Genomic DNA, 25,834 nt, shown 5'->3' on the forward strand with positions numbered 1-25,834 from the left:
TATATATGCCCAATCGTACATTATAGGCTTGCCCTTTTGTACGATTTTTTTATTTCTTTCTCATGTTATGCTTTAGAAAGTATGAGAGATTTAAGAACGCTCTAATTGCGTTACACAGACGTTTTTAATGTGGGAAAGGAAGAAGAATAATTAAATGGCAACTTTGTTTTTAATTTCTGTAGTAATTTTCTTTATTTGGCTGCAAAGCAAACAAACAAAATTAAACTGGATACATATTATTACTTTTCTCATGATGATAGGGATTATTACTTATACGGCGCCGCAACCAATGACTAGAGATTTACAAGCAGAGTTATTGGCAGTTATGCTTTTTTCTTTCGCTATTGGTGTTTGGCAAGGTGGGGGAATTACAGTCTGTTATGAGGATGGAATTTTATATATTACAAATGGAAAACAGTATTCCATTTCATGGATTCTCTTAATAATTGGCAACATAATTATTATTAATATATTTGAAGATGGATTTACATTTAATGGACCGTGGTTTCTTTTATGTAGTGTTGTCATGGCATCTGGGGTGAAAAACAGTATTCTATGTGTTCTGTACAAATTAACAGTGCGAAATTGAATAGGAAATCAAAGCTGTTTTCTTTTATCCCAACATAAAATGTATTGTTATAAGTTCATAAAAATGAGAAGAACGTATTGGAAGAATGGGGGGAGTTAACTTAGATGTTTTTACCTATTACTATATTTGATAGGTTTAATTGGCTGGGGAATGTTGCTTTCTCTTCAGAAAAGACTAGCAGGAATCGAGCACTTTCGAGGGCGGAAGAAAGCAATGTTAATTTGTGTGAAAATAAATGTAGAGATTCAGTTAATAATATTCATCAAAAAATAAATGTGGATGCTTTGGACTATAGTAATAGTCGTATATGGGGCCGTGCAGAACCTCATTCAACAATTATCATAACAAGTGGTGATATGTATGTTGGAAGCGGACGAGTTAATAAGTATGGAGAATTTAAAATATATACAAATGATTATCTGGAAGAGTATTTGGTACTAGAGATTCAGTTGATAATGGGTGGTTTCTATCAAGGAAGTATAACGGTAAAGTTAATAAGTTAAGGTATGATGATTTTCTTTTTATTTACTAAATAAAAAGGAAGCAACCGTAGTTGCTTCCTACATCAATTAAGCCGAAGCCTTCTTCATTCTCTCAAGTAAACTAGATAACACATGCGTACGATATGATTCTAGTTTTTTACCTTCGTAAGTACGAATACCTAATTTTTTAAGTTCTTTTACATACCAACCTTTGCTTCCGAAATACATGTGATCGCTCCCCTTCAACTTTGTTTTTTGTTTGTTCTGATCATACTTGGAGGTACGGGTATTAATGAAGGAAATGAATTTCGCGCGAAAATGGTTAACTTTGTTGCAAAAGACATATATACTAAGGATAGTATATAACGAGGTGGACAAGACGTGATTATAGAGAAGCACGAAATTCAAATTGACCAAATTACGAGCGGTAAAGTGAATATCTTTACTTTCTATAGGAATAGAAAGCAAGTTGATGATCATTTTTTACAATTGCAAGAACCATCGCTTACAGCAAACTACTTCTTCCATTTTCATTTTGATGCAGAGAGCTTGCATCTACTGCAGGAAGAGTTTCCGAGCGTATATCCGTACGCCGGTAGTGAAACGATTCACGACTGGACGGAAAAGATGAAAGCAGAATTGCAACATCAGATCCAAACAGGAAAATGGAATAAGCGCGTACGTATCGGTAATCGCATTCTAGATGTGGTGTTTACGTGGTGTGACGAAGATATAGTAGAGTAAAAAGAAGCGGATGACGCTTCTTTTTTAGCGCTGGAATAAAACGAGCTTACCTGCAGAAGATGTACAGCGATGTGTTTTTTCGTGCAATCCTTTTTCTTGTAAAATAGATTCACCTTTTGCTTTCGCTTCTTTTTCAGTTGCCGCCTCGAATGATTCATCTAATGCTTTTGAACCATCTTTTTCAAAGACTGTTAGAACGTATACTCCCATGAAAATTCCCTCCAATAATAAAAATCAGAATCTTATAACTATTTTGGCATAAATCACTAGAATATGCAAAGAAATATATGACATTGCGTGTTACAATAAAGTGAAACTTTAATAAGCAGGGGAGTTTTTTATCCCCTGCTTATTATTAGTTGAACCAATCGGGTATTTATGGGCAGTTAACTTTCAGATAAGCTTCTTTGTCTACTGCCCGTTAATACGGGGTAAGGTGAAACTGTAACTATTGGGGAGTCTATTCATGCCTACTTATTAAAGTTTTCAGCAATTTTAATATTGATAAAATGAAACTTTTGAAATATAGAAAGGATCGTTATTTGTGAAACAAGTGAAGTTTATACATGCGGCTGATTTGCATTTGGATAGTCCGTTTAAAGGGATGGAGATGAATGTACCACAGTCTGTTTGGGAGAGAATGAAACAAAGTACGTTTGAATCGTTCGAACGTATTATTGATAAAGCGATTCAAGAGCGCGTTGATTTCGTATTACTAGCCGGGGATTTGTATGATGCGGAGACGAGAAGTTTGAGGGCGCAAGTGTTTGTGCGCGAGCAAATGAAGAGACTGTCGCAGTACGATATCCCTGTTTTTATTATTCACGGTAACCACGATCATTTAGGGGGAAGCTGGGCAGCAATTGAGTTTCCGGAAAATGTTCATGTGTTTACGGAGCCTTATGTAGAAGAGAAATCATTTTATAAAAATGGTGAGCTATTCGCTTCTATTTACGGGTTTAGTTATTTACAGCAAGCGGTAACGGATAATATGACAGCGCAGTATATGAAAATGAGTGATGCGCCTTTTCATATTGGCATGCTTCACGGAAGTGTGGAAGGAGATGCAGAGCATAATCGCTATGCACCGTTTCAAATTCGTGAGCTGAAAGAAAAGCAGTTTGATTATTGGGCTCTTGGTCATATACATAAACGTGAAATTTTATTAGAAGAGCCGTGCATTATTTATCCAGGGAATATACAAGGGCGTCATCGTAAGGAAACTGGAGAGAAGGGCGCGTATCTTATTGAACTTACGAAACAGGGAACGCAATGTTCATTTTTCCATACAGCGGATGTTGTGTGGGATGAGGTAGAAGTGAGTATCGATGGACTGGAAACTGTTGATGAACTTATGACGGTGATATCAACCATGATGAATGAATGCCGAAGAGAAGAAGAAGGGACACTATTAACTGTCATATTTACAGGGCAGGGCCCACTTTCTCCTTATTTACGTGATGACAAGCGCGCGGAAGAGATTTTTCATATTTTAGCAGCGGGAGAAGAGCGAAAAGATTTCGTATATGCGATGAAGTGGAAAAATGAGACGGTTTCTTTTGCGGAAATCGAGCGTTTGAAAGAAGAAAATCATTTCGTCGGTAGTGTGCTAAAAGAGTTAGAAGCGTTCACTAATATGGACGGTGTGTTGCGCACGATTTGGACATCTCCTGTAGCGCGTAATAGTATTGAATCTTTTACAGAAGAAGAGAAGAAAGAGATTCAAAAGGAAGCGGAAAATATTATTTTAGAGCAATTATTCCAGCAAGAGAGGGATAAAAAATGAGAATTGAAAAACTCCATATTTATGGGTACGGAAAATTAGAAAATGTGGAAATGGATCTTTCAATGCTGACGGTGCTGTACGGTGAAAATGAAGCGGGGAAATCGACAATTCGCTCGTTTATGAAAAGTATTTTATTCGGTTTTCCGACGAGAGGACAGCGCCGTTATGAGCCGAAAGAAGGCGGCAAGTATGGCGGTGCGATGACTGTGCAAACAGAGAAGTACGGTCGTTTGAAAATTGAACGATTGCCAAAGACGGCAGCTGGTGAGGTGACCGTTTATTTTGAAGACGGAAAAACGGGCGGCGAAGAAATTTTACAGGACATACTAAGCGGGATGAATGAAAGTTTATTTGAATCTGTCTTTTCATTTGATATGCACGGTCTTCAAAATATTCACCAGCTAGGCGAAGCGGATATCGGCAATTATTTATTTTCGGCAAGTGCAGTCGGAAGTGATGCGTTATTACAGCTAGATAAAAAGCTAGAAAAAGAAATGGATCAGCGCTTTAAGCCGAGTGGTCGTAAACCAGAAATTAACGTGTCACTGCAAGAGATGAAGAAGCTTGAAGAGAAGATGAAAGAGTGGCAAGGGAAAATTGGCACGTATGAAAAGCAAGTGGAGCAGTTAAAAGAAAGTGAAGAGAAACTTGCTGCTGTTCGCGTGGAAAAAGAGAGTGCAGAAAAGCGAAAGCAAGATTATGAAATATTAGCTGCGCTTGAGCCTCTCGTTATTGAAAAGCGTGCGCATGAGAAAGTGTTACAAAACGAGAGCGGGCAATTTCCTGTAAACGGGATGGCGCGTTATGAAGCGATTAAGGCGAAGATGGAGCCGCTCCAATTACAAGTTGATTCGCTCTATAAAAAAATAGAGAATGTGCAATCGGAAATGGAATCGATTCAAATAGATGAAGAGTTTTTACAAAAAGAAAGTTATGTAGAAGAACTTCGTATGCAGCACATGTCTTACGAAAATGCACGCCAAGAAATGCGTGATATGACAGGAACGATTACGAATATAAAAGAAGAACTTACGGAGCTAGAGCAACAAATCGGTGCTACTTTTGAAAAAGAAACAGTTCTTTCGTTTGATATGAGTTTGGCAACGAAAGAGTTAATTAACCAAGCAGTGCAAAAGGCGCGCGAACTAGAAACGCAAAAAGCGCAGCTCGATGACCGTTTTAAAGTGGCGCAGGAGCAATTAGAAGAACAAGAAGAAAACATAAGACAGATTAAGCAACAAATGTTAGCGGAGGAAGAGCGAAATACGTTAGCGGAGAAAGAGAAGTCGTTCCAAGATGCGGCGTTTATCGGTATGGGCGCAGAGAGAATGAAGCGCAAGTATGAGGAAAAAGCAGGAGCAGCTATGCAAAAGAAAAAGCAGTGGCAAAGAGTTTGTCTTCTGTTACTTATTATTAACACGCTTGTTTTATTCACGAGTTTATTTATAGATAACCGCCTACTCTTATTTATTAGTGTCATTATTTTTGTAGGGATTGTTCTGGCCCTCGTTTTATATAAAGATCCGTCAAGTGGATTACAAGAAGAGTTTCTTACTCTTCAGCAAAGTGCTGGCGGGAGACAAAGTGAAGAAGCGATGTCTGTTCGCTATCAGTTAGAAAAAGATGAAGAGATTCGGAAGCTATTTGAGCGCGAGTCGTATAAGTTACAACAAATGGAACGAGCGTATGATAAAGTCGTTTCATCGTATGAGGAATGGGAGAGAGAAACGTTCCGCACTAGCGAACAAGTAGATGTGTATAAAATGCGCTATATGTTCCCTGAATTTTATACGTATGCACACATATTGCCAGCGTTTGAACGTATGGAAAAAATGCAGCAATTATATCGTGAGTTAGAGAAACAAAGCGCTCGGAAATCTTCATTATATGAAATGATTTCGCAATTTGAACATAAACTAGAAACTGTTATCGGTAGTGCGGAGTATAGTAAGCTGCACGAGGCACAAAGCCGTATGCAAAATGAGAAAGAAAAGCGCCAAACTTGTAAGCAGTTAAAAGAGAAGCTTACGGAATGGCAAGAAGAATATGAGTTCATGCAAGAGCAATTGAAACAACTGTTAGTAGAGCGAGATAGTTTATGGCATATCGCACATTCAACTGATGAAGAGATGTTTTTAGAAGCAGGTAAACTATCGGAAAAACGTGAAGATGCTGAGAAGCAAGTAGGGCGTTTATTACCGCAAATTGATTTGTTAGAACAGCGTTTAACGAGTTTATCATTAGCTGAACATTATGAGGCTGACGGTTATGAGGAAAAATTAAAGCAAGAACTGACAGTTGCACAAAACTGTCTTACGAAAGAGAAAGAACTGACAGAGCGCATGGCGAAACATCGTATGGAAATTGCGAATTTAGAAGAAGGTAGTACGTACGGTGATTTATTGCATGAATGGGAAATGAAAAAAGCGCAAGTACGTGAACAAGTGAAGAAGTGGGCTGCGTATGCGGCCGCAAAGACAGTGTTAACGAAAACGAAGCAATATTATCATGAAGTACATCTTCCTCGTATTTTACAAAAATCAGAAGAGTATTTCGTCTATTTAACAGGCGGACGATATAGTAAAATCTTTTCACCGTCAGAGGCGGAACCGTTCATCGTTGAGCGTAACGACGGTATGCGTTTTTACAGTCATGAACTAAGCCAAGCGACAGCGGAGCAGTTATATTTATCGTTACGATTTGCATTAGCGAAAACATTTGAGCATGACTATCCGTTTATTATTGATGATAGTTTCGTACATTTTGATGGGGTAAGGACAAATCGCACAATTGAACTAATAAAGGAAATTGCGCAAGATAGACAAGTAATCTTCTTTACATGCCATGTGCATTTACTAACGTATTTTACAGAAAAACAGATTATAAAATTAACGCATAAGCGTAAAGAAAATGAGTTGTAGTATGCTATACTAAAAGTAATTGATTTGGTGGAGGAATTCGAATGAAAAAGAAAATTGCAGAATATGAAGTTGGTGAACAAGTCGATGTTTTCTTGTTAATTAAAACAGCGACAAAAGGTTTAGCAAGCAATGGAAAGCCGTTTTTAACAGTAATCTTACAAGATCCAAGTGGAGATATTGAAGCGAAGCTATGGGACGTATCACCAGAAGTTGAGAAACAATATGTAGCAGAAACAATCGTTAAAGTAGCTGGTGATATTTTAAACTACAAAGGACGTATTCAATTACGCGTGAAACAAATCCGAGTTGCGAATGAAAATGAAGTAACGGACATCTCAGATTTCGTAGAAAAAGCACCAGTGAAAAAAGAAGATATGGTCGAAAAAATTACGCAATACATATTTGAAATGAGAAACCCAAACATTCAGCGTCTAACAAGACATTTGTTAAATAAGCATCAAAACGAATTTTTAGAATATCCAGCAGCGACAAAGAACCATCACGAGTTCGTATCTGGACTAGCTTATCACGTCGTATCGATGCTTGATTTAGCGAAAGCTATTGCGGCTTTATACCCATCGTTAGATAAAGACTTATTATATGCAGGCGTTATTTTACATGACCTTGGTAAAGTAATCGAATTATCTGGTCCAATTTCCACAACATACACGTTAGAAGGAAATTTACTTGGCCACATTTCTATTATGGTGAACGAAATTGGGAAAGCAGCAGACGAGCTGCAAATCGATGCAGAAGAAGTATTAATCCTTCAGCACATCGTCCTTTCTCACCACGGAAAAGCAGAATGGGGTAGCCCAAAACCACCATTAGTAAAAGAAGCAGAAATTCTGCACTACATCGATAACTTAGATGCAAAAATGAACATGATGGACCGCGCATTAGGACGCACAAAACCAGGCGAATACACTGAGCGTGTCTTTGCACTTGATAATCGTTCGTTCTATAAACCGACGTTCCATAATTAATAATGTGAATCAAATGGCCTCATTAAGTGTTAATAAGCTTAGTGAGGCTGTTTTTTATTGAAAATGAAATAAAATAGTTAAGAAGTACGCATGGGTGTAACGAAGAACTAATAAAACATATCTTGCCACTAGAATGGGAGCATAGCAACTTTTTAGGTGAGTACCGCCAGCATTTCAGAAAAATATGCTAAGCAAAAAATACAATAAGCTGCCCATATGGGCAGCTTATTTACATAATTTTCGATATAGGAAGTAGTTTTAAGCATTAGGCAATATAAATTTCATTTCCTGGCTCTTATTTTCGGCGGGTTTTTAGCTTTCGCCAAGCTGAACCGCCAGTTAGCGAAAGGCAAGGCGGTGAATATATTTACAAAATGACAAAACTGTAAGAATACACGAATGTTTGTAAGAAAGTTCGATGTTTTCCTTTTTCTTTTTTTATTATAGTGAAAAAGAAGAACGAAATATTCTCTTATGTAGGAAAGGAAGATAATAATGATTGATCTATTAAACAAATGGATGTTAGAAAGTACAGGCAATTTCAATATCGTTGTAGGACTTACAGCACTTCTATTTTTGGGTTCAGTAATTGCACTTATTATTATTTATAAAAAAATTGGTAAACCAGATGAAAGAACAAATGCTATTTATTTTAAAATTATTTCTTGTATGTTTACTACTCAAATTCTAATGAATTGCATATTTATTTCTTTAGTTGGTAAAGATATCGAGAATTTCCGTCAAATCTTTATATTATTTGAAGCCTTTGTATTCTTCGTTGGAGCTATTTATTCGTTTAAATTATATAGACAGGAATACAAATAATTCACTTATAAGAAACAATAAAAAACAGTAGTGATTTTATACACTACTGTTTTTTATTGTTCATTTTTAGTTAACTGTATATTCTATACATATGAGGTTAACATAACGTCTCATTATCGGTAGCAAGGAAAAAGGAGAAGCCTGCTCTCACAAGGGAACCCTCTTTTTCTGCTCTATGAATCTATACATTTTTTTATACATTTCTATCCTGAAGGGGATTTTAAGATTTTTGTTTGTTACTGAATTAGCTGAAAAACTGTAAAAAACCTTGCATACTCTTAGCGTGTTTTTTGAATGCTGGCGATATCCTACATCCATCAACTTATGAATTTTATAATGTCTCCAAACCAAGAATTTCTTGTGTTTTTAGTCCGAAATTTTATGCAATAAAAAAATATCTCAAATTCGAGATTATTCTCTTGCTTTTTAATCACTTGAGTTGTAAAGTGATAGTAACGAAAGCGATTGAGTCATATGAAAAACATACACTCAGTTGCTTTTGATTAAAAAAAACGAAGTAACTTATTCAGTAAAAACTAAGATGAATTTACAAAAACATAATGAGAATAAATTGAAAAGCTAAGAAGCATATTATTTTTTAGTTATCACTTGACTAGTAAAATGAAACGGAGGAATTATCAATGTATGAAATTAAAGGGCATCATCACATTTCAATGGTTACAAAAAACGGAAGTGAGAATAACCATTTTTATAAAAATGTACTTGGTTTACGTCGTGTGAAAATGACAGTAAACCAAGATGATCCGTCAATGTATCACTTATTTTATGGAGATAAAACAGGAAGTCCAGGTACAGAATTATCATTTTTTGAAATACCTTTAGTAGGAAAAACGTATCGTGGTACGAATGCAATTACTCGAATTGGATTACTCGTTCCTTCAGAGGAAAGTTTACGTTACTGGAAAGAACGATTTGAGAAGTTTGATGTGAAACATAGTGAAATGACAACATATGCAAATCGTCCTGCTTTGCAATTTGAGGATGCGGAAGGTCTTCGTCTCGTACTACTCGTTTCAAACGGAGAAAAAGTAGAGCACTGGGAAACGTGGGAGAAATCCGAAGTTCCTGCACAGCATCAAATTCAAGGAATGGGTTCTGTGGAAATGACAGTGCGTAGACTTGATAAACTGGCGAATACATTAACAGATATATTTGGTTATACAGAAGTTAGCCGAAGCGATGAAGAAGCGGTTTTCCAGTCTATTAAAGGAGAAGCCTTCGGAGAAATCGTTGTGAAATATTTAGATGGTCCTACTGAAAAGCCGGGCCGCGGTAGCATTCACCATTTAGCAATTCGTGTAAAAAACGATGCAGAGCTAGCTTATTGGGAAGAACAGGTGATACAAAAAGGTTTCCATTCTTCTGGCATTATCGATCGTTTCTATTTTAAAAGCTTATACTTCCGCGAATCAAACGGAATCCTATTTGAAATTGCGACAGATGGACCAGGATTTACAGTTGATGGAGATGTAGAACATTTAGGAGGAAAACTTGATTTACCGCCGTTCTTAGAAGATCAGCGAGCAGAAATTGAAGCGAAATTAGCACCTATTGAAGAGAAAATATAAAATTAAAAACCATTGGAGGAATATAAAATGAACCAATTAAAAGGAATTCACCACGTTACAGCAATTACAAGTAGTGCAGAAAAGAACTATGAGTTTTTCACTCACGTTTTAGGAATGCGTTTAGTTAAAAAAACAGTAAACCAAGATGATATTCAAACGTATCATTTATTCTTTGCAGATGATAAAGGTAGTGCAGGAACAGATATGACATTCTTTGACTTCCCAGGTATTCCAAAAGGAGTACACGGTACAAATGAAATTTCAAAAACTTCATTCCGAGTGCCAACTGATGCAGCGTTAGCATATTGGGTAAAACGCTTTGACCGTCTTGAAGTAGAACATACAGGCATTAAAGAGCAATTTGGTAAGAAAACTCTTTCTTTCGTTGATTTCGATGATCAACACTATCAATTAATCTCTGATGAATTAGATAAAGGGATCGAATCAGGTACACCATGGCAAAACGGTCCAGTTCCATTAGAATATGCAATTACTGGCTTAGGCCCTGTATTTATTCGTATCGCAAACTTTAGTTTCTTCAAAGAAGTGTTAGAAAAAGTTCTATTATTTAAAGAGATTGCGCAAGAAGGAGAATTCTATTTATTTGAAGTAAACGAAGGCGGAAACGGTGCTTCTGTCATTGTAGAACATAATACGGTTCTTCCGGAAGCACAACAAGGCTTTGGTACAGTGCACCATGCTGCATTCCGCGTAGAAGATCGCGCTGTATTAGAAGAGTGGATTGAGAGAATCGGTAGCGCCCAACTTCCGTCATCTGGATATGTAGATCGTCACTTCTTCGAGTCATTATACGCAAGAGTAGCACCACAAATTTTATTTGAATTTGCAACAGACGGCCCAGGATTTATGGGGGATGAGCCATACGAAACACTTGGCGAAAAGTTATCATTACCTCCGTTCCTAGAGCCAAAGCGTGAAGAAATTGAAAAATTAGTTCGTCCAATTGATACAGTAAGAAGTACGAAGGAATTTATTAAAGAGTAAAATAGAAATAATAAGTAGGAGAGCAAGTAGTTTTAGCGGATCGCTGGAACTGCTTGCTTTTTTATTTGGGCTATAAAATTTTCTGAAAAATGTTTCTCAAATTTTATAAATAGAAATATTTGGTATAATTCATTTAAATTATAAATTTTCTGACAATTATTTTTCAATACATAGAAAAGAGGTGGTGATATACAATTTGAATAATTGTATAAATATCCTAATTTTGTAAGTTTGGAGAAAAGGGGATGCGAGTGTATGGGAGCAGATGTAGTAACACGGGAGCAAATGAAACATCCTTTAGATGATTGGTATCGTGTAATGTTGCAGCAAGATATAGAGAAAGCTAGGGAAATGAAGGAAGATATTGAGAGTGAATTTTCTAATGTAAAAGAGGATGGGGATTTATGGCTATATTACTCTTTATTAGATTTTAGATATAAAGTGCTGGCGGATGGCTTACAAATTACTAAAAATAGTTTTGATAAAATTGATGAAATTTATAAAACGTCTGAAAATCGTTTGTCATATTACTATTATTTTTTTAAGGCAATGCATGCAACTCTAATATCAAATTACAATGATGCAAGTAGATGTTATGAGAAGGCCAAAACACTAATAAAATATATTCCTGATGAATTAGAATATGGGGAATTCTGTTATCGTCTTTCTGCATTTTTCTACAATACAAGGCAACCAATGAATACAATGAAATATGTAAATAAAGCTAAAGAAATTTTTTCAAAACAATCAGGACAAGATATGAATATTGCTTTATCTCAAAATCTTTTAGGACTAACTGCCATACAAATAAAGCAATATGAACAAGCAGAAGAGTGTCTAAATTCAGCGATAGATATTCTACAAAAACAGGATAACGCTATATTGCTTTTAAGGGTACGTCATAATTTAGGATGGCTATACGCAAGTCAAAACCTTTCTGCACTAGCTATTCGACATCTTTCGGAAGTAACAGAGAAATTCCCAGCACATTTCAAAGCGATTTTCCTACAAGCTAGGGAACATTTTAAACTGGGAGAAACAAACATTGCTGAAGAATTAATTGATAGAGGATTAAATATTTGTATGGAGTTAGAAAATGAAGAGTATATACATCATTTTAGTATTTTAAAAGCAGTAAATGGTAATGTTCCTATTAAAGAATTAGAGCAGATTATCCTTAAAGGAATTACTTATTTTGATAAAGAATCTTTATATAGTTACACTCAGGAATATGTGGAAAAACTTGCAATAAAGTTTCGTGAGGATGCTAATTACATGAAAGCAAGTGATTATTTTTACAAAGCATTACAGGCAAAAGAGAAGAAGATAGAGAGAGGAGCATTAAAATAATGTTTAAAAAAATAGGTATGGCTGTAACTGGTATAGTGTTAGTTGGTATTGTATCTGTCGGTTTAAATAGTTCTTTTGTACAACAAGCGGAGCACGGTGATGTTCCAGCACCAGCAAGACCAGACTACGTTAACATTGGAGAGACAGGTGGAGCACCAGCAGATAATAGAGGCGATGGAGGAGCACCGGCCAACTTCAATAAAGGTGACGGTGGCGGTATTAGCAAGCAAGACTCACACGCTGACCATTTTTAAATTAAATAATAAAGTGAAGGGACCTCATAACGAGGTCCCTTTTCTTTTTGGTCGTAAAAAGAATTGACTTACTTTAAATATGTAACTATAATAGTTACAAAGTAACCATCACTAATGGCAATGAGTAATATTTTTTTAGTATAATTGTAACTATCGTGGTTACAGTTAAAAATAATCATAAAACAACCAAATAATGTAAAAACTTTAAGTAGCAACTTGAGAAAGGAGACGGGAATTTTGAAACGGTTTAAATTTTATTTCATTAGCGGTATTGTGCTCGTTTTGTTAATTGTATGTAACTTCGTTGATAAGCCGATTGCGAAGGTTGGAGAAGTGAAAAATACTGTTGTGATGAAGCTGCATACGAAAGAGAGTATGGCGCAAATTGATGGGCAGACGATTTACTTTAAGCAAATTGGTGAGGGGAAGCCGCCTTTACTTATGCTTCACGGGTTTGGTGGTTCTTCAGATGGGTTTAGTGATATTTATCCGGAACTTGTAAAGGACCATACGATTATCGCGGTTGATATTTTAGGATTTGGACGTTCTTCGAAGCCGGTTGATTTTCAGTATTCGTTTCCTGCGCAAGTGAATTTATATTATAAGTTAATGAAGAAACTCGGATACGATCAATTCGCAGTACTGGGTCATTCGATGGGCGGAGAGATGTCTCTAAATTTAGCGTATTTATATCCGGATGCAGTAACGCATCTCGTTTTAGCGGATTCTACAGGGATAGAGTCTTTCCAGCAAAAAGAAAGCTATGAAGTGCCACCGCTATCAACGGACTTACAAACTGTAACAGAGATTACAGATTATAATAAAAATGCAGTGAAAAATAGTCGCGATGATAAAGAGCATTATGATCAACTGACGAAAATGAGAGAGCGCCGCATTGCGATGGAAGCCGATAAAATTAAGGTGCCGACTTTAATTATATGGGGACGACACGATAAGAGCGTTTCTTGGGAAAATGGTGAACTGTATCATGAGCTATTTGCAAATAGTACGTTTCATATCATTGAAAAAGGATACCACGCACCGTTTCGTCAGGAACCAATAGAGTTTATGGAATATGTACAAGCGTTCTTCGCGAAGAATCCGCAATAAATTTTAAGCATAAATCCACTTCTTTCCTCATACAGTGAAACTAATAAGGCTTGTCTAAGGAAAGGAATGAAGTACAGTGGAAACTTTACCATGGTGGGTGTATCTTGTAATCGTCGGGATCGTATTAAGTGGCTACATGGTTTTATATACTTCAAAAAAAGAGCAAGAGATGGATAATGAGTTTATCGAAAAAGAAGGCGAAGTGTATATGAAGCGTTTAGAAGAAGAGCGAGAGAAACGGAATCAGGATAGTGATAAAGATTCGGTATTGCTTTAATAGACATTTTGAAAGGCTACCAACTAGGAGAACTTTACATCTAGGTGGTAGCCTTTTTTCTTTTTTTGGAGCAGTATATGTTCATCAAGCTAAGCTTATATAAGCTTAATTCTACATGTATATGATATTCATCATGAACTTTTATTGATGGTATTTATATATATGTTCACTCATAAGAATGGAAATAGCGCAGTATCTACAGGGGGGATTAACAATGCATGGGGATGAAACAACATTACATCCTGATACAGGTGTTACATCTGTAATGTTTGTTGAGCGTTCATTAAATGAAATTCGTTTTTGGTCTAGAATCATGAAGGAGCATTCTTTTTTTCTTCGCTTAGGGTTTAGATGTGAGGATACGCAACTAATCGAAGAGGCTAATCAATTTTATCGATTGTTTGAACATATCGAACAAATAGCGCATTCCTATACAAATGAAACAGATCCTGAGCAAATAAAAAGATTTAATTCAGAAGTACAACAAGCCGCAACTAATATTTGGGGATTTAAACGAAAAATTTTAGGGTTAATTCTCACGTGTAAATTGCCAGGACAAAATAACTTTCCACTGTTAGTTGACCATACAAGTAGGGAAGCTGATTATTTTAGAAAACGTTTAATACAATTAAATGAAGGGAAATTAGATGCTCTTCCTGATGCTATTATTAAAGAAAATGTTTTCTTTTTAAGGATTATGGCAGATCACGCTAAATTTATTGGTCATCTTCTTGATCCATCGGAAAGAAAGCTTGTAGATACAGCTCGGAATTTTAGTAATGATTTTGATGAATTGATGTATCAAGCAATTGACTTAGAATCTATGAAGCCACAATCCCAAACAGTCCCTCTTTTAGATCAATTTTTAGATCAAAATCGTGTGTCGGTTACATCTCTTCGGGATTTTAAGAAAACAGCGCGTGATTTAATTGAGCAATGTAAAATAAAGAGTATCATTCATCCGTTATTAGCAGACCATGTTTTCCGTGAAGCTGATAGATTTCTTGAAATCATTGATATGTTTGATGTTCATCTTACAAATATTCAATCACAACCTAGATATTAGAAGATAAGGAAAGATAATATTTTATTTTCAGCTGAGAAGTTAACAGTTTATGGTTAGCTTCTTTTCTTTGTGATGAAAATGTTTAAAAATGAAACTGTACGTTATTCTTTCTGGAGAATGATAAGAAAGGATGGCGTATTTTTTATGCTTAATCTAGTCTTAACTAGTATCTGTTCGTTATATTATTGTTCGGGAAATTATTATAGGAGCATATCATATGAAATATACACACTACATAGCGCCATTACAACCTGTAACGTAAAAGTTGCACAGCTAACGCAACGACAACTCGCTTTACTCTTCATCAGTTATTTGACCATACTAGACGTAGAGAGGTGATAAACACAGTATGATTTTTAGTGAACGTTTAAAACAAGAACGAGAGAAACGAAATTGGTCGCAAAATGATTTGGCTGAAAAAATTCATGTAAGTAGGCAGTCTGTTTCGAAATGGGAGACGGGAAAGAACTATCCGAGCATTGAAATTATTATTCATTTAAGCGATCTGTTCGGTATTACGATTGATGAATTATTAAGGAGTGACGAAGAGTTGACGCAGAAAGTAATTGAAGATAGTAAACAGTTAGCATATCCAAAATGGAAGGTGTTTTTCGATAGTTTATTTATGATGGGCGTATTTTTGTTTATTACAAAAATCGTTTTATGGATGTTAAATAAGTTTGCCGGAGCAAGCATTACACTTGTAGCAGATGCACCATATGTAATGAATTTTTTACCCCTCATACTAATGGTTATAGGTGGCACGGCTTCTGATAAGTTGAAGAAAATATATAGATAGAGGAAATAATTCCACCGCACTAGCTGTTCTTTCTACTCAAATTGTGTACTATAAAGGATAGGATGACATAAAGAAGGGGACATTTAGAATGGAATTTCATGAACAGAAGATTTTGCCGGCAGTGAGGCAAATTAAAGATTTGGAAAAGCTATTACATAGTTCGTATGAGTATATTGTTATTTTAGATATTCATGTTGGTCAATTGAAGAGTGTTGTGTCACTTGCGAAGCAGCATAGTAAAAAGGTGTTTTTACATGTTGATTTGATCCATGGATTACAAAGTGATGGGCATGCGACGGAGTTTTTATGCCAAGAATATAAACCGTACGGGTTACTTTCGACAAAGGCGAGCGTGATTATGAAGGCGAAGCAAAAGGGTGTCGTCTCTATTCAGCGCATCTTTTTAATTGATTCTAGCGCGATGGAAAAGAGCTGTAATTTGCTAGAAAAGACGAAGCCGGATTATATAGAGGTGCTTCCTGGTGCGCTAACGGATGTGATTGCTGAAGTGAAAGAGCGTACTGGTGTCCCGATTTTAGCGGGTGGTTTCATTCGTACTGTGGAAGGTGTTGAAAGAGCTTTAAATGCTGGTGCGACAGCAATTACGACATCAAAAAAAGAACTATGGAAACATTACCAAAAAAAGTGACGAAAATGTGAAAAAATTCTGTTGACACCGCTTTCATGAAAGGTTAACATTATAGACAAGTTAATAAACGTGACGGAGAAAAGAAGAGATCCACATTTTATTGTTTCTATATATTATATAGAAGCATGTAAGCTGTGGATCTTTTTCTTTTGAAAAAACGAATGGCCATTCATTTTACCTCTATCACATTTGAACGCATTTAAATTGATTGTGGAGGGATTTTATGTCAGCATTTTTAGGGGAGTTAATAGGGACTGCATTGTTAATCTTACTTGGTGGCGGCGTTTGCGCTGGTGTAAGTTTAAAGAAGTCGTTTGCAAAAGATTCAGGTTGGATTGTCATTACAATGGGCTGGGGCTTAGCGGTAGCAGTTGCAGCGTACGCGGTTGGATCAATTAGTGGGGCACATTTGAATCCAGCTTTAACGATAGGACTAGCATTTAAGGGAGCGTTCCCATGGAGTGACGTACCAGGTTATATCGCAGCACAAATGATTGGGGCAATTATCGGGGCAGTTCTTGTATATTTACATTACTTACCACACTGGAAAGAAACAGAAGATCCAGGAACAAAATTAGGTGTATTTGCAACAGGTCCAGCAATTCCGAACACATTTACAAACCTTTTGAGTGAAATGATTGGAACATTCGTTTTAGTATTTGGTATATTAGCAATTGGAGCAAATAAATTTGCAGATGGTTTAAATCCATTTATCGTAGGTTTCTTAATCGTAAGTATTGGTTTATCATTAGGTGGAACAACAGGATACGCGATTAACCCGGCTCGTGATTTAGGTCCGCGTATCGCACACTTCTTCCTTCCGATTGCAGGAAAAGGCGGTTCAAACTGGAAGTATGCATGGATTCCAGTAGTCGGTCCAATTTTAGGTGGATCACTTGCAGGATTATTCCATCAAGTTGTATTTGAAGGAAAACAAAATGTAGCACTTATTTATGTGATTATTGCAACTGTGATTGTACTAGCAATCTCTTATATGACAAGTAAAAAAAGTGAAAGCAATACAAATAGTAGAAAAGTAGCATAGGGGGAAACCGATATGAAAAAATATATTCTTTCTTTAGACCAAGGAACAACTAGCTCACGCGCAATTCTGTTCAATAAAAAAGGTGAAATTGTTCATTCAGCTCAAAAAGAGTTTACACAACATTTTCCAAAGCCAGGTTGGGTAGAGCATAATGCACAAGAAATTTGGGGATCTATTTTAGCAGTTATCGCAACTTGCTTAAGCGAAGCTGATGTAAAACCAGAACAAATCGCTGGTATCGGTATTACGAACCAACGTGAAACAGCGGTTGTTTGGGATAAAACGACTGGAAAACCAATTTACAACGCAATCGTATGGCAATCTCGTCAAACAGTTGAAATTTGTGATGAGTTGAAAGAAAAAGGTTATAGCGAAACGGTTCGCGAAAAAACAGGTCTTTTAATTGACGCATACTTCTCTGGTACGAAAGTAAAATGGATTTTAGATAACGTTGAAGGTGCAAGAGAAAAAGCAGAAAACGGCGATCTATTATTCGGAACAATTGATACGTGGCTTGTATGGAAACTATCTGGTGGAAAAGCGCACGTAACGGATTACTCAAATGCATCACGTACATTAATGTTTAATATTCACGACTTACAGTGGGATGATGAGCTTCTAGACATGTTAACAGTACCAAAGAGCATGCTTCCAGAAGTACGTCCATCATCTGAAGTTTATGGCGAAACAATCGACTATCACTTCTTCGGTCAAAATATACCGATTGCAGGCGTAGCCGGTGACCAGCAAGCAGCATTATTTGGACAAGCTTGTTTCGGTGAAGGTATGGCGAAGAACACGTACGGAACTGGTTGCTTCATGTTAATGAACACAGGTGAAAAAGCAGTAGCTTCTGAGCATGGTCTATTAACAACAATTGCATGGGGAATAGATGGTAAAGTAAACTACGCATTAGAAGGAAGTATTTTCGTAGCAGGTTCTGCAATTCAATGGTTACGTGACGGAATGCGTATGTTTAAAGATGCAAGCGAAAGTGAAGTATACGCATCACGCGTTGCATCAACTGAAGGTGTATACGTTGTACCAGCATTCGTAGGTTTAGGTACACCGTACTGGGATAGTGAAGTACGCGGCGCTATGTTTGGTGTAACGCGCGGTACGACGAAAGAGCATTTCATTCGTGCAACGCTAGAATCTTTAGCATACCAAACGAAAGATGTATTATGCGCAATGGAAGCAGATTCAGGTATTGAACTGAAAACATTACGCGTTGATGGCGGAGCAGTTAAAAATAACTTCTTAATGAAGTTCCAAAGTGATATTTTAGATGTTCCTGTAGAGCGTCCGGTGATCAATGAAACGACAGCTTTAGGGGCAGCGTACTTAGCTGGTCTTGCAGTTGGATATTGGAAAAACCAAGATGAAATTAAAGAACAGTGGCATATGGACAAACGCTTTGAACCAACGATGGAAGCGGAAACAAGCGAAGAGCTATATGCTGGATGGAAAAAAGCAATTGAAGCAACAAAAGCTTTCAAATAATCATAAACAGTGTTATAATGGTGACAAGTTAATAATTCGGTAGGAGATTTGGAGAGACCACAACACGCTATAGAGGCGAAATCTATAGCGGAGTTCGTGGTCTCTTTTTTCGTTATCAAAGGGAGGAATTACCATGAAATTTTCAAGTAAACAACGTAAAGACGTATTAAACGGAGTAAATAAACAAGAGTTAGATGTGATCGTAATTGGTGGAGGTATTACTGGTTCTGGTATTGCATTAGATGGAGCAACACGCGGGTTATCAACAATTGTGTTTGAAATGCAGGACTTTGCAGCAGGTACATCAAGTCGTTCAACGAAGCTTGTACACGGTGGTCTACGTTATTTAAAACAACTTGAAGTGAAAATGGTAGCAGAGGTGGGGAAAGAGCGTGCAATCGTATATGAGAACGGTCCCCATGTAACAACACCAGAGTGGATGTTACTTCCGTTCCATACAGGCGGTACGTTCGGATCATTCAGTACATCCATTGGTCTTCGTGTATACGACTTCTTAGCAGGCGTAAAACGAAGCGAGCGCAGAAAAATGTTTAACCGTGAAGAAACATTAAACAAAGAGCCTCTTGTGAAAAAAGAAGGATTAAAAGGCGGCGGTTACTACGTAGAATATCGTACAGACGATGCTCGTCTTACAATTGAAGTAATGAAAGAAGCAATTGAACACGGTGCAAAAGCTGTTAACTACGCAAAAGTAGACGGTTTCTTATATAAAGATGGAAAAGTATGCGGTGTACGTGTAATCGATTTACTAGATGGCGAAGTATATGAAGTGTACGGTAAGAAAATTGTAAACGCAGCTGGCCCTTGGGTAGATACACTTCGTGAAAAAGATAACTCGAAAAAAGGGAAAGTACTTCAGTTATCAAAAGGTGTCCACTTAGTAATTGACCAAAAACGTTTCCCGTTAGGGCAAGCTATTTACTTCGATACACCAGATAAACGTATGGTGTTCGCGATTCCTCGCGGCGGAAAAACATACGTAGGTACAACAGATACGTTCTATGATAAAGACGCAGCTGTACCGCACATGACAACAGAAGATCGCACATATATCATTAATGCGATTAACTACATGTTCCCAAGTGTAAAAATTACAGAAAAAGATGTAGAATCAAGCTGGGCTGGTGTACGTCCATTAATTTATGAAGAAGGTAAGAATGCATCTGAAATTTCTCGTAAAGATGAAATTTGGACTTCTGAATCTGGCTTAATTACAATCGCAGGTGGTAAATTAACAGGATACCGTAAAATGGCTGAAATGGTAGTAGACTACGTAACAAACCTATTACAAAAAGAAGGTCATAGTGCATATCCGAAGAGCGACACGAAACATATGCCAATCTCTGGTGGACATGTAAGTGGTTCACACGGATTCCCAGCATTCGTTGCGAAAAAAGCAGACGAAGGTACGAAATCTGGTTTAACGAAAGCACAAGCAGAAGAATTCGCGAAATTCTACGGCTCTAACGTAGACGTACTGTTCGACTTAGCGAAAAAACATAAAGACGAAGCGAAAGAATACAACATGCCACTAGACGTTCTAATCCCACTTGTATACGCAATGGATTACGAAATGACAGCAAAACCAGTTGACTTCTTCGTACGCCGTAGAGGCGCTGTATTCTTCAACATCCACTGGGTATATGAGTGGAAAGAAGCAGTAATCAACTACATGGCTGCGAAACTAGGCTGGAGCAAAGAAGAGCAAATGAAATACACAGCTGAACTAGAAAAAGCATTAACAGACGCTGTAATTCCTGTAGATCAACAAGAGCAGGCAGCTGCATTAGCGTAAAATAGAGAACCACCTGAAGGGGAGCCTTTAGGTGGTTTTTTGTTTTATTATGAATGTGCTAAAGTCTCGATTAAAGTGTTGTATCACAATAAAAGGTTTACTCTTAGTGAAGAAAAATTAAAGTTAAAAAACGATACGGACACTATCATCCGTATTTTTTTATAAATTAATAAAACTTTTCCATACGGTGCGTCGTCTAATATATGGGGAGGAGGAAATGGTGTGGATGAATTAACGGTAGAAGCGTTTGAAATAGAAGATAAGGAACTCCTTATCGATGAAATCATGAATAAGTATGGACAAGAAGTCTTACAGCTTGTGTATTCATATGTGAATAATAAAGAGGTTGCTGAGGATGTAACGCAAGATATATTTGTGAAATGTTATAAATCTCTTCATACATACAAAGGGAAGTCGAATGTGAAAACGTGGTTATGGAGAATTGCGATTAATCAATGTAAGGACTATGTAAAAAGTTGGTATAACAAAAAGGTGATCGTGACAGAGGATGAATCGGCTTATATTGGGGTTCAAAATGATAGTGTCGAACAAACTGTCATTCAAAATGCGGAGGACCGTGAGCTCGCTTCTGCAGTAATGAATTTACCGATAAAATATCGAGAAGTCATTTATCTATTTTATTATGAAGAATTACCAATTAAAGATATTGCCATTGTAATAGACGTGAAAGAAAACACGATAAAAACGAGACTGAAAAAAGCGAAGGAGCTTTTGAAGAAAGGATTGGAGGAGTAATCAAATGGAAGATCGATTAAAAGGCCTGCGAAAATCAATGGAGAATACAACGTTTAAACATTTGAGTTTTTCCGATCAACATCGAAAGCAGGTGCGCGAAAAAATCAATGCTTTAAACGAAAAGGAAGAGGACATCTCTTTAGCAATTTTACAACTCCTCAGTAATGAAAAAACAGGATACGAATTGTCACAGTTACTACGAGGGAGAGGGATTCGAAAATTCGAAGGAAATGAAGGGTTTTTATATACCGTATTACATCGTCTAGAACAGAATCGTTTTATTCAATCAAGTTGGGATCATGAAGGAGCGAAATATTATCAATTAAATGATAAAGGAAGAAAGATGCTGCGAAAGGCAGAGAAAAATGCTACGAAGGTACAATTTATATTAAAAGGCTTAGTACAGGAGTGAGGCGAAATTGAATAAAAAAGGGGAGCGTTTTGTAAGCGAAGTTACGAACCATATTAAATCAAAAGAAGCAAAGAGCTTTGTAGCAACTGAACTAGACTTTCACTTAAAACAGGCGAAGAACACATGGATAGAAAAAGGATTAAGTGAGGAAGTCGCTGAAAATAAAGCTGTGGAACAAATGGGAAGTCCGATTAAATTAGGGCAGGAGCTTAACAAACTACATAAGCCAAAGGTGGATTGGTTCTTACTTATTTTATTAGTGGCTGCTATGGGGTTAGGGTTTTTGCCAGTTTTAGCTTTTGAATATACGAATGATGTAATAATGAATAAGGTGATATTTGTTATTCTCGGTGTTATAACAGCGATTGGGATGATGTTACTTGATTATCGGAAATTAGAGAGAATGGGATTGTTGTTTTACACAATCGGAGTAGTTGTCCTGTTAATGCTATACTGTTTTCCAAACGCTTCAATGATTGGAGAACCGTTAATAAAAATTGGTCCAATTGCAGTTGACTGTTTAATGGCAGTACCTTTCTTTTTTCTAGCTTGGGCTTCTTTTTTCAATAATAATAGGCTAAAGGTTATACATCTTGTGGTTTTATATTTATTTTCTTTGTATTTATTTTTAATTGTATCCACCCTTTCGTCAATTTTTGTTTATATGACAATGGTATTCGTTATGCTTTGGTGGAGTAAGTTAGGAAAGAAAACGGCGTTGATTATTACGATTGTACCCATTTGTTTATTTATTATTAAGGCATCGGTATCCTGGTCTTCAGGATACCACTTAGATAGAGTTTTAGGGTATTTAAATCCTGAGAGTGATGCAGGTGGCGCAGGATTTATGTATATACGTTTAAAAGAGGTAATGTCGTCGGCTGGTTGGTTTGGTACATCTGGAGATACAAAGTTCATCCCTGCTGCGGATACTGATTTTGTGTTTGCAAGTTTGACTTACTATTATGGGTATGTGCTTGCGCTAATTCTTGTTTCCGTTCTTTCTCTTTTTGTAGCAAGATTAGTAATCATATCTTATAAAATAAATGACCGATATGGTAAATTGCTTCTCGTTGGAGGAATGACTCTTTTCGTAGTCCAGTTTATTTATAACGTGGGCATGATTTTAGGTTTATTACCGATTGCTTCTATATCGTTGCCTTTTATTAGTTATGGATTAACACCAACTGTATTCCATGCGCTTTTAATAGGGATCGTGTTAAGTGTATATCGACGTAAAGATATGTCGTTTAGCATGAGAAAAACACCTTGATAATTATCAAGGTGTTTTCGTTATAAGCTCAAAACTCTCCGAATCAGCCCGAAGTATAAAAGGACTAACCTCGCCAACGCTATAAAGTTGCAGTTCATGCATCGCGCGCGTACAAGCAGTGTAGAACAATCTACGAACGCTCTCATCGCTGTACACATCTTTAGAAGCATCGTAAATAATGACAGCATCAAATTCGATACCTTTCGCTAAGTAAGCAGGGATCACGACAATGCCTTGCTCATACTCGGCTGAGTTACTTTTCACGAGTTTAATATTCTCGATATGACTAAGTGCTTCGTAGGCAGCGGCGCTTTCAGCTGCAGATTTACATATAATTGCGATCGTATTATGCTGCTCTTTTTGTAGTTCAGCAACTTTGGCAGTAATATGTTCGTGCAGTTCGCTGTCATTCGATACTTTCGTCACTGTAGGTTTCTCACCGTCACGTTCAAAGGCGTGAATGTTCTCTCCTTCCGGTACGAGAGCACGTGTAAATTCAATAATCGGTTTTGTTGAGCGATAGCTACGAGTTAAGTTGATACCGTTCGTTTCATCTGGTCCGTATAAGCTAGTAAGTGTATTGAAATTCACTGCTTCACTCGCATGGGCAAATATCGCTTGGTTAAAGTCTCCAAGTACAGTCATTCTTGCAGCAGGGAAGAGACGTTTTAAAAACTCAAATTGAAACGGCGAATAATCTTGTGCTTCGTCTACGAGTACATGTTTAATCGATCTATTCGTTTGGAAGCCTTCAATTAATTCTTTTAAAAGTAAGAATGGAGTCGCATCCTCATAATATAGCTTTCCTTCATCGAGCATGTTTACTGTTAATGAGCAAATGTCATCCCACTCTTTCGGTTTTTCCTCAGCAACCCATGATGCATCTGTGAAGAGTTGTTTATATATGCCTGTGAAGTTGATGAAGCGCAATGTTTGAACACCTTTACGAAGCGGCTTCAATTTTTTACGGACAATCATACGTCCAAGTACTTTCGTTTCTTTCTCAAAATCATTAAAGGAGTTGTCGTCAAACTCGCCTTTTTTCTGTAAATATTTATAAGCCTTTTGGTATTCATCTTTACTAAGTAATTCAATTTCCTCTTCTACCCAAGGCTTTTTCAGTTCTGTTTTTTCAATTGCATCTATTTGTTTATTTAGCCAATCCGTTAACTTTTCAATTCGATTATGGAAGCGGAGGGAGGAGTCAGTATTGTAAAACTGCTCTGTAATTTCTTTAGCAGAAGCAATTAACTTTCCTCTAAATTTCATTCCTCTAAATAGCATGCCTGAAGATTCAAGAGATTGTCTGTACGCTCGAATCATCTCGAAAAATTGGGTGGATGCTTTAAATCGAATGCTCGCATTTCTCGTTTTATAGGTAGGGCTATCCGTTTCAGTTAACATATATTCTAATTGTTCATAAGGATCTTCAACGTCAAATGACTTGCTTAGTCTATGGTTTAAATATTCTTGGAATGTCACTTGCTGCATATTTTCTTCACCGAGTTCAGGTAGTACGTTAGAAACGTAGCTGTTGAACATAGAGTTAGGGGAGAAGAGAATAATTTGATCCGCTTTTAACCATTCGCGATATTTATATAGTAAGTAGGCGATTCGTTGTAGGGCAGCTGACGTTTTCCCGCTACCAGCAGCTCCTTGCACGATAAGTAGTCGGCCTTCATCGTGACGAATAATTTCATTTTGCTCGCGCTGAATCGTAGCAACGATACTTTGCATATGTTTGTTCGTACCTTTTCCGAGCGCTTGTTGCAGAATTTCATCGCCAATTGTAAGACTCGTATCGAACATAGAATCAATCTCGCCATTTTGGATAATGTATTGTAATTTTTTCTCCACATTACCGTGGATTACGCCACCTGGTGTACTGTATTCAGCCGGTCCTGGTGGATAATCGTAGTACACACTCGAAATAGGTGCGCGCCAGTCATATATAAGGAAGTTTTCTCCGCTTGCATCAGTAAGTGTAGCTACGCCGATATAAATTTGATCCGCAGCAGATTCTCCTTCTTCTTTGAAATCAATTCGTCCAAAGTAAGGTGCTTTATGCATACGTCGTAGTGCAGCAAGTCGATTAAAGGTGTGCTTATGGGTAATTTGTGTGACAGCTAGTGACTGAGCTTGTTGTCTTAAGTTGATAACTGTTTCAAGATAATCATCAAAAGTATCAGTATTCACTTTTACGTCATCCCAAAAGTGTTTACGAATATGGATTACTTCTGCCCGGCGTCTGCCAGTTTCGTTTTCCAGTTTATCAATTTGCGCCGTAATCGTTTCTATTACGGTATCCAATCGTTTTTGCTCTAAATCAAGTTTTTTGTTCATACGGTAAGCACTCCTTTAAAAGTGAAAAATAGAGGTTGACTGAAGATGTGTTTTGGTGTACAATTAAGATACGGATAAATACGTTCTGTATATTTTCTAAAGCGTGTTTCTGTACTAATTTAACATAGTTTTTTAATTTAATCAATGATAATAAGATAAACCTTGGTTCCGTGTGTGATGGAATCAAGGTTTTTGGTTTTTCTTTAAGAAAGAATTGAAATTTTGTCGAGGAGAACTTAAGTAAAGCATAAAAG

The 25,834-nt window shown here is 36.9% G+C and carries 25 protein-coding genes; 22 read left to right on the forward strand and 3 right to left on the reverse strand.

From position 1 onward, the window contains the following. The first annotated feature begins 154 nt into the window (after positions 1-154). Together NHG49_RS05295 and NHG49_RS05300 are read left to right on the forward strand one after the other, a co-directional pair. Complete coding sequence (locus NHG49_RS05295) at positions 155-589, forward strand: hypothetical protein (RefSeq protein ID WP_064473800.1); 435 nt, start codon at positions 155-157, stop codon at positions 587-589. A gap of 104 nt (positions 590-693) precedes the next feature. Next, positions 694-1,092: a hypothetical protein gene (locus NHG49_RS05300; RefSeq protein WP_064473801.1), complete on the forward strand. Its 399-nt coding sequence runs from the start codon at positions 694-696 to the stop codon at positions 1,090-1,092. A gap of 66 nt (positions 1,093-1,158) precedes the next feature. Here the strand turns inward: NHG49_RS05300 and NHG49_RS05305 are convergent, their stop codons facing one another. Beyond that, complete coding sequence (locus NHG49_RS05305; RefSeq protein ID WP_000273536.1) at positions 1,159-1,299, reverse strand: YflJ family protein; 141 nt, start codon at positions 1,297-1,299, stop codon at positions 1,159-1,161. 153 nt (positions 1,300-1,452) lie between these two features. Between NHG49_RS05305 and NHG49_RS05310 the strand changes: the two genes are divergently transcribed. Next, positions 1,453-1,815, forward strand: a complete 363-nt coding sequence (locus NHG49_RS05310; protein WP_258125595.1) for a hypothetical protein — start codon at positions 1,453-1,455, stop codon at positions 1,813-1,815. 24 nt (positions 1,816-1,839) lie between these two features. On the opposite strand, the gene NHG49_RS05315 is transcribed toward NHG49_RS05310, so the two are convergent. Next, positions 1,840-2,025 carry a YhzD family protein gene (locus NHG49_RS05315; RefSeq protein WP_000539550.1) on the reverse strand — a complete coding sequence of 62 codons (186 nt, stop codon included), beginning with the start codon at positions 2,023-2,025 and terminating at the stop codon, positions 1,840-1,842. A gap of 334 nt (positions 2,026-2,359) precedes the next feature. Between NHG49_RS05315 and NHG49_RS05320 the strand changes: the two genes are divergently transcribed. From NHG49_RS05320 to NHG49_RS05410, 19 genes are all read left to right on the forward strand, one after another. Beyond that, entirely contained in the window at positions 2,360-3,601 is a 1,242-nt protein-coding gene (locus NHG49_RS05320; protein WP_064473802.1) for a metallophosphoesterase family protein, read from the forward strand. After that, positions 3,598-6,522, forward strand: coding sequence for an ATP-binding protein (locus NHG49_RS05325; protein ID WP_258125596.1), 2,925 nt, complete (start codon positions 3,598-3,600; stop codon positions 6,520-6,522). The genes NHG49_RS05320 and NHG49_RS05325 overlap by 4 nt, the downstream gene beginning before the upstream one ends. 41 nt (positions 6,523-6,563) lie before the next feature. Continuing rightward, complete coding sequence (gene yhaM / locus NHG49_RS05330; RefSeq protein WP_000726645.1) at positions 6,564-7,508, forward strand: 3'-5' exoribonuclease YhaM; 945 nt, start codon at positions 6,564-6,566, stop codon at positions 7,506-7,508. 495 nt (positions 7,509-8,003) lie between these two features. Beyond that, positions 8,004-8,333 (forward strand): hypothetical protein, encoded by a 330-nt coding sequence (locus tag NHG49_RS05335; protein ID WP_000566281.1) that lies wholly within the window; start codon positions 8,004-8,006, stop codon positions 8,331-8,333. A gap of 641 nt (positions 8,334-8,974) precedes the next feature. Continuing rightward, on the forward strand, positions 8,975-9,922 hold the full coding sequence (locus NHG49_RS05340) for a ring-cleaving dioxygenase (RefSeq protein WP_088047886.1): 948 nt from the start codon (positions 8,975-8,977) through the stop codon (positions 9,920-9,922). Between the two features lie 27 nt (positions 9,923-9,949). Next, positions 9,950-10,927, forward strand: a complete 978-nt coding sequence (locus tag NHG49_RS05345) for a ring-cleaving dioxygenase (RefSeq protein ID WP_064473806.1) — start codon at positions 9,950-9,952, stop codon at positions 10,925-10,927. 255 nt (positions 10,928-11,182) lie between these two features. Next, positions 11,183-12,277: a response regulator aspartate phosphatase gene (locus tag NHG49_RS05350; RefSeq protein WP_064473807.1), complete on the forward strand. Its 1,095-nt coding sequence runs from the start codon at positions 11,183-11,185 to the stop codon at positions 12,275-12,277. Further along, on the forward strand, positions 12,277-12,531 hold the full coding sequence (locus tag NHG49_RS05355) for a Phr family secreted Rap phosphatase inhibitor (protein WP_061131481.1): 255 nt from the start codon (positions 12,277-12,279) through the stop codon (positions 12,529-12,531). Before NHG49_RS05350 ends, NHG49_RS05355 begins: the two co-directional genes overlap by 1 nt. A 237-nt stretch (positions 12,532-12,768) precedes the next feature. After that, complete coding sequence (locus NHG49_RS05360; protein WP_258125597.1) at positions 12,769-13,641, forward strand: alpha/beta fold hydrolase; 873 nt, start codon at positions 12,769-12,771, stop codon at positions 13,639-13,641. A gap of 76 nt (positions 13,642-13,717) precedes the next feature. Continuing rightward, positions 13,718-13,918, forward strand: coding sequence for a sporulation YhaL family protein (locus NHG49_RS05365; protein WP_000449229.1), 201 nt, complete (start codon positions 13,718-13,720; stop codon positions 13,916-13,918). A 214-nt stretch (positions 13,919-14,132) separates the two neighbouring features. Continuing rightward, complete coding sequence (locus tag NHG49_RS05370) at positions 14,133-14,984, forward strand: DUF2935 domain-containing protein (protein WP_088047884.1); 852 nt, start codon at positions 14,133-14,135, stop codon at positions 14,982-14,984. A 349-nt stretch (positions 14,985-15,333) separates the two neighbouring features. Continuing rightward, entirely contained in the window at positions 15,334-15,783 is a 450-nt protein-coding gene (locus NHG49_RS05375) for a helix-turn-helix domain-containing protein (RefSeq protein ID WP_064473811.1), read from the forward strand. An 88-nt stretch (positions 15,784-15,871) separates the two neighbouring features. Beyond that, the gene (glpP, locus tag NHG49_RS05380; RefSeq protein ID WP_258125598.1) at positions 15,872-16,432 is read left to right on the forward strand and encodes a glycerol uptake operon antiterminator GlpP; all 561 of its coding nucleotides are present in this window, start codon (positions 15,872-15,874) and stop codon (positions 16,430-16,432) included. A gap of 223 nt (positions 16,433-16,655) precedes the next feature. Further along, positions 16,656-17,477, forward strand: coding sequence for a glycerol uptake facilitator protein GlpF (gene glpF / locus NHG49_RS05385; protein ID WP_064473812.1), 822 nt, complete (start codon positions 16,656-16,658; stop codon positions 17,475-17,477). Positions 17,478-17,489: 12 nt separating this feature from the next. Continuing rightward, the gene (glpK, locus tag NHG49_RS05390) at positions 17,490-18,980 is read left to right on the forward strand and encodes a glycerol kinase GlpK (RefSeq protein ID WP_064473813.1); all 1,491 of its coding nucleotides are present in this window, start codon (positions 17,490-17,492) and stop codon (positions 18,978-18,980) included. Between the two features lie 133 nt (positions 18,981-19,113). Further along, on the forward strand, positions 19,114-20,796 hold the full coding sequence (gene glpD, locus NHG49_RS05395) for an aerobic glycerol-3-phosphate dehydrogenase (protein WP_064473814.1): 1,683 nt from the start codon (positions 19,114-19,116) through the stop codon (positions 20,794-20,796). Positions 20,797-21,018: 222 nt separating this feature from the next. Beyond that, on the forward strand, positions 21,019-21,552 hold the full coding sequence (locus tag NHG49_RS05400) for a sigma-70 family RNA polymerase sigma factor (RefSeq protein ID WP_064473815.1): 534 nt from the start codon (positions 21,019-21,021) through the stop codon (positions 21,550-21,552). 4 nt (positions 21,553-21,556) lie between these two features. Further along, positions 21,557-21,964: a PadR family transcriptional regulator gene (locus NHG49_RS05405; protein ID WP_088047883.1), complete on the forward strand. Its 408-nt coding sequence runs from the start codon at positions 21,557-21,559 to the stop codon at positions 21,962-21,964. A gap of 7 nt (positions 21,965-21,971) precedes the next feature. Next, positions 21,972-23,237, forward strand: a complete 1,266-nt coding sequence (locus NHG49_RS05410) for an FtsW/RodA/SpoVE family cell cycle protein (RefSeq protein WP_064473817.1) — start codon at positions 21,972-21,974, stop codon at positions 23,235-23,237. A 6-nt stretch (positions 23,238-23,243) separates the two neighbouring features. Here the strand turns inward: NHG49_RS05410 and helD are convergent, their stop codons facing one another. Further along, positions 23,244-25,580, reverse strand: a complete 2,337-nt coding sequence (helD, locus tag NHG49_RS05415) for an RNA polymerase recycling motor HelD (protein ID WP_064473818.1) — start codon at positions 25,578-25,580, stop codon at positions 23,244-23,246. Positions 25,581-25,834: the final 254 nt, after the last annotated feature.

Source organism: Bacillus sp. IBL03825, from assembly GCF_024712505.1.
GTDB lineage: Bacteria > Bacillota > Bacilli > Bacillales > Bacillaceae_G > Bacillus_A > Bacillus_A wiedmannii.

Excerpts from the sequence above, each read along its gene's own strand:
- NHG49_RS05295 (WP_064473800.1), top strand. The coding sequence starts at position 155 with ATGGCAACTTTGTTTTTAATTTCTGTAGTAATTTTCTTTATTTGGCTG.
- NHG49_RS05300 (WP_064473801.1), top strand. The coding sequence starts at position 694 with ATGTTTTTACCTATTACTATATTTGATAGGTTTAATTGGCTGGGGAAT.
- NHG49_RS05305 (WP_000273536.1), bottom strand. The coding sequence starts at position 1,299 with ATGTATTTCGGAAGCAAAGGTTGGTATGTAAAAGAACTTAAAAAATTA.
- NHG49_RS05315 (WP_000539550.1), bottom strand. The coding sequence starts at position 2,025 with ATGGGAGTATACGTTCTAACAGTCTTTGAAAAAGATGGTTCAAAAGCA.
- NHG49_RS05325 (WP_258125596.1), top strand. The coding sequence starts at position 3,598 with ATGAGAATTGAAAAACTCCATATTTATGGGTACGGAAAATTAGAAAAT.
- yhaM (WP_000726645.1), top strand. The coding sequence starts at position 6,564 with ATGAAAAAGAAAATTGCAGAATATGAAGTTGGTGAACAAGTCGATGTT.
- NHG49_RS05335 (WP_000566281.1), top strand. The coding sequence starts at position 8,004 with ATGATTGATCTATTAAACAAATGGATGTTAGAAAGTACAGGCAATTTC.
- NHG49_RS05340 (WP_088047886.1), top strand. The coding sequence starts at position 8,975 with ATGTATGAAATTAAAGGGCATCATCACATTTCAATGGTTACAAAAAAC.
- NHG49_RS05345 (WP_064473806.1), top strand. The coding sequence starts at position 9,950 with ATGAACCAATTAAAAGGAATTCACCACGTTACAGCAATTACAAGTAGT.
- NHG49_RS05350 (WP_064473807.1), top strand. The coding sequence starts at position 11,183 with ATGGGAGCAGATGTAGTAACACGGGAGCAAATGAAACATCCTTTAGAT.
- NHG49_RS05355 (WP_061131481.1), top strand. The coding sequence starts at position 12,277 with ATGTTTAAAAAAATAGGTATGGCTGTAACTGGTATAGTGTTAGTTGGT.
- NHG49_RS05370 (WP_088047884.1), top strand. The coding sequence starts at position 14,133 with ATGCATGGGGATGAAACAACATTACATCCTGATACAGGTGTTACATCT.
- NHG49_RS05375 (WP_064473811.1), top strand. The coding sequence starts at position 15,334 with ATGATTTTTAGTGAACGTTTAAAACAAGAACGAGAGAAACGAAATTGG.
- glpP (WP_258125598.1), top strand. The coding sequence starts at position 15,872 with ATGGAATTTCATGAACAGAAGATTTTGCCGGCAGTGAGGCAAATTAAA.
- glpF (WP_064473812.1), top strand. The coding sequence starts at position 16,656 with ATGTCAGCATTTTTAGGGGAGTTAATAGGGACTGCATTGTTAATCTTA.
- glpK (WP_064473813.1), top strand. The coding sequence starts at position 17,490 with ATGAAAAAATATATTCTTTCTTTAGACCAAGGAACAACTAGCTCACGC.
- glpD (WP_064473814.1), top strand. The coding sequence starts at position 19,114 with ATGAAATTTTCAAGTAAACAACGTAAAGACGTATTAAACGGAGTAAAT.
- NHG49_RS05405 (WP_088047883.1), top strand. The coding sequence starts at position 21,557 with ATGGAAGATCGATTAAAAGGCCTGCGAAAATCAATGGAGAATACAACG.
- helD (WP_064473818.1), bottom strand. The coding sequence starts at position 25,580 with ATGAACAAAAAACTTGATTTAGAGCAAAAACGATTGGATACCGTAATA.